Source organism: Neorhizobium alkalisoli (assembly GCF_002968635.1).
GTDB classification, from domain to species: Bacteria; Pseudomonadota; Alphaproteobacteria; order Rhizobiales; family Rhizobiaceae; genus Neorhizobium; species Neorhizobium alkalisoli.
In genome coordinates this window covers 1-3,028 of the sequence record NZ_PVBN01000029.1, presented here as the reverse complement: position 1 = coordinate 3,028, position 3,028 = coordinate 1, and the positions used below count along the sequence as shown (strand labels likewise).

The 3,028-nt window shown below is 63.7% G+C and carries 3 protein-coding genes; all 3 read right to left on the bottom strand.

The genetic code is table 11. From position 1 onward, the window contains the following. Positions 1–3: 3 nt before the first annotated feature. Positions 4–1,035 carry an L-idonate 5-dehydrogenase gene (locus tag C5L13_RS28365; protein WP_105386603.1) on the bottom strand — a complete coding sequence of 344 codons (1,032 nt, stop codon included), beginning with the start codon at positions 1,033–1,035 and terminating at the stop codon, positions 4–6. Between the two features lie 95 nt (positions 1,036–1,130). Then, the gene (locus tag C5L13_RS28360) at positions 1,131–2,078 is read right to left on the bottom strand and encodes a 2-hydroxyacid dehydrogenase (protein WP_105386602.1); all 948 of its coding nucleotides are present in this window, start codon (positions 2,076–2,078) and stop codon (positions 1,131–1,133) included. A gap of 179 nt (positions 2,079–2,257) precedes the next feature. Continuing rightward, positions 2,258–3,028, bottom strand: a complete 771-nt coding sequence (locus C5L13_RS28355; protein ID WP_105386601.1) for an SDR family oxidoreductase — start codon at positions 3,026–3,028, stop codon at positions 2,258–2,260.

The window sequence follows — 3,028 nt, the reverse complement described above, 5'->3', positions numbered from 1 at the left end:
TGTCTAGAAGGTAATTTGGACTTTCATTGACTGAGTTCTGTCTGCTGCGAGGTTGAAGGCTGTGACGGCGTCCTGGAGGGGGAAGGTTGCGGTGAGCAGCGGTTTGAGGTCGACGCGGCGGGTGTTGATGAGGTCGACGGCGAGGCCGAACTCCTCGTGGAAGCGGAAGGTGCCCTTCATCTCGATTTCCTTGGCGACCACCAGGTTCTGGGGGATGGCGACATCGCCGCCGAGCCCGAGCTGGACCAGCACGGAGCGGGGTTTGAGCACCTCCAGGCCCGATCGCACGGCCCGTTCATTGCCGGACGCCTCGAACTGGACGTCGAAATATCCCTTGTTGGCCGAATAGGCCGACAGCTGCTCCGGGTGGCTGGCGACGTTGATGACCCGGTCGGCGCCGATCGAAAGCGCCTTTTCAAGGACGGCATCCATGACGTCGGTGGCCACGATCTCACGCGCACCGTGGGCTCTGGCGGCGATGATCGCAAGCGCCCCGATCGGGCCGCAGCCGGTGACGAGAACCCGCTTGCCCGTCAGCGCCCCGGCACGCGCAATCGCATGCAGCGTCACCGCAAACGGTTCGGCCATCGCCGCCTCGTTGATCGACACGCCCTCCGCTATCCTGTGGCACTGCCATTGCTCGGCCACCAGCCGCTGGCAAAACGCACCCTGGATATGCGGCATCGGCATTGCCGAGCCATAAAACCGCATGTTCAGGCAATGGTTCTGCTGCCCCTTCAGGCAATAGTCGCACTGACTGCAGGGGCGGCTCGGCGAGACCGCCACCCGGTCGCCCACCGCAAGCCGGGAGACCCCCTCTCCCAGCGCCTTGACGGTGCCGGCCACCTCGTGGCCGAGGATCATCGGCTCGCGGATGCGGATCGTGCCGAAGCCGCCATGATTGTAGTAATGCAGGTCCGAGCCGCAGATGCCGCCGGCCTCGATCGCCACCTCCACCTGTCCGGGGCCGAGGCTGTCGACCTGTCTTTCCTCGATGCGCAGATCCCTGGCGGCGTGAATGACGACGGCTTTCATGGGTCCTATCCTCTCAAGGCAGGCCGCGCAAAAGTGTTAAGACGGTTTTGCGATTACGGCATGCGCCAAAACAAAGATCTGAAGCGCAACGCGCTTCAGATAACGGGAGTAAGCAGGGCGGCGCCGGCAAAGTGGGCGGCGAGATTGTCGCGCACCAGCTTGCCCATCGCCTTGCGGGTCTCGATCGTGCCGGATGCGTGATGCGGCTGCACCAGCACATTGTCGAGCGCCAGGAAGCGCGGATCGAGATTGGGCTCTTTTTCGAACACATCGAGCGCCGCCGATCCCAAGGCACCGCTTTCCAGTGCCTCGAGCAGGGCCTCTTCATCGATATTGGACGCACGCGAGATGTTGATCAGCATGCCTTCGGGACCGAGCGCTTCGATGACCGCCCTGGAGACGATGTGCCGGGTCGCCGCCGATGCGGCGAGCGTCACGAACAGGAAGTCCGAATGCCGGGCCAGTTCGACGGGATCGGCGATGAAGGTCATGCCCTGCGCGTAGGATTTTGCCTCGATGTCGCTATAGGCGATCTCCATGTCGAAGCCGCCCAGGCGTTTTGCCACCTCAAAGCCGATGCGGCCAAGCCCGAGCACCCCGGCTCTTCTGCCCCAGACGCGGCGCTTCAGTGGATAAAGGCCGTTGGCCATCCAGCTGCCGTCCCTGACCCAGCGCTCGGCGCCGATCATGCCGCGCGATTGGACCAGCATCATCGCGATACCGAGATCGGCCACGTCGTTGGTCAGCACATCAGGCGTATTGGTGACCCGCACGCCCCGCTTGCGGCAGGCATCGAGATCGACCGCGTCGTAACCGACGCCGTAGACCGAGATGACTTCGAGGCTGGGAAGTTTTTCGATCAGGGCCGCCGAGGCGCCGAGCTCGCCGCGCGTGGCGATCGCCCGGATGGCACCCGCATGCTGCGCGACGAACGCATCGCGGTCTTCGGCCTCGAAGATCTTGCGGACCACATAGCGATCCTCAAGTTCGACAAGGTCCCAGTCCGGGTAAGGCCCCATCAGCAGGATCTCGGGCTTGCTCATCGTGTCCTCCTGTTATGATCGCGCTCGCGATCTGGATTGGCCGGCCTGCCGGGCGGCGGCAGGCCTCATGGCCATGCCCGGGCGATCGCCTCGATCGGCTGGCCGATTTTAATGCCGGTCACAGCTTTTTCCCGTCCGCCCCGCCGGCCGGCCCAAGTCTTTTGTCTTTGTCTTTGTCCTCAAAGACAGGTGGTAATGCCGCCGTCGACATAGAGCGTGTGCCCGTTCACGAAGGAGGAAGCCTTGCCGGACAAAAACACCGCCGCCCCGACCAGTTCGTCGACATTGCCCCAGCGGGCCGCCGGTGTGCGTTTCTCCAGCCAGGAGGAGAATTCCGCACTGTCGACCAGCGCCTGGTTCAGCGGCGTCCTGAAGTAACCCGGCGCGATCGCATTCACCTGCAGGCCGTGTTTGGCCCAGTCGGCGCACATGCCGCGCGTCAAATTCTTCACCGCCCCCTTGGTCGCCGTATAGGGCGCAATGCCGGGCCGGGCGAGCTCGCTCTGCACCGAAGCGATGTTGATGATCTTGCCGCGCCCGCGGCCGATCATGTGGCGGGCCACCGCCTGGCCGACATAAAAGACGCTCGACACATTGGTCTTCAAAAGCTGTTCCCAGCGGTCGGCCGGAAACTCCTCGAGCGGGGTGCGGAACTGCATGCCGGCATTGTTGATCAGGATGTCGATCGCCCCGATATCCCGCTCGATCGCATCCACCCCGCGCTTCACCGCCTCCCCATCCGTCACGTCGAAATCCGAGACCGAAACAACCCCATGGCCTTCATCCCGAAGATCACCCGCCGCCGCCAAAAGCCTGCCACGATCGCGGCCGTTCAAAACCACCGACGCACCATGCGCCGCAAGCCCCCGCGCCAGCGCAAGCCCAATCCCCTGCGACGATCCCGTCACCAAGGCCCGTAAACCACCCAAATCAAATAACGGAAAGGTCAT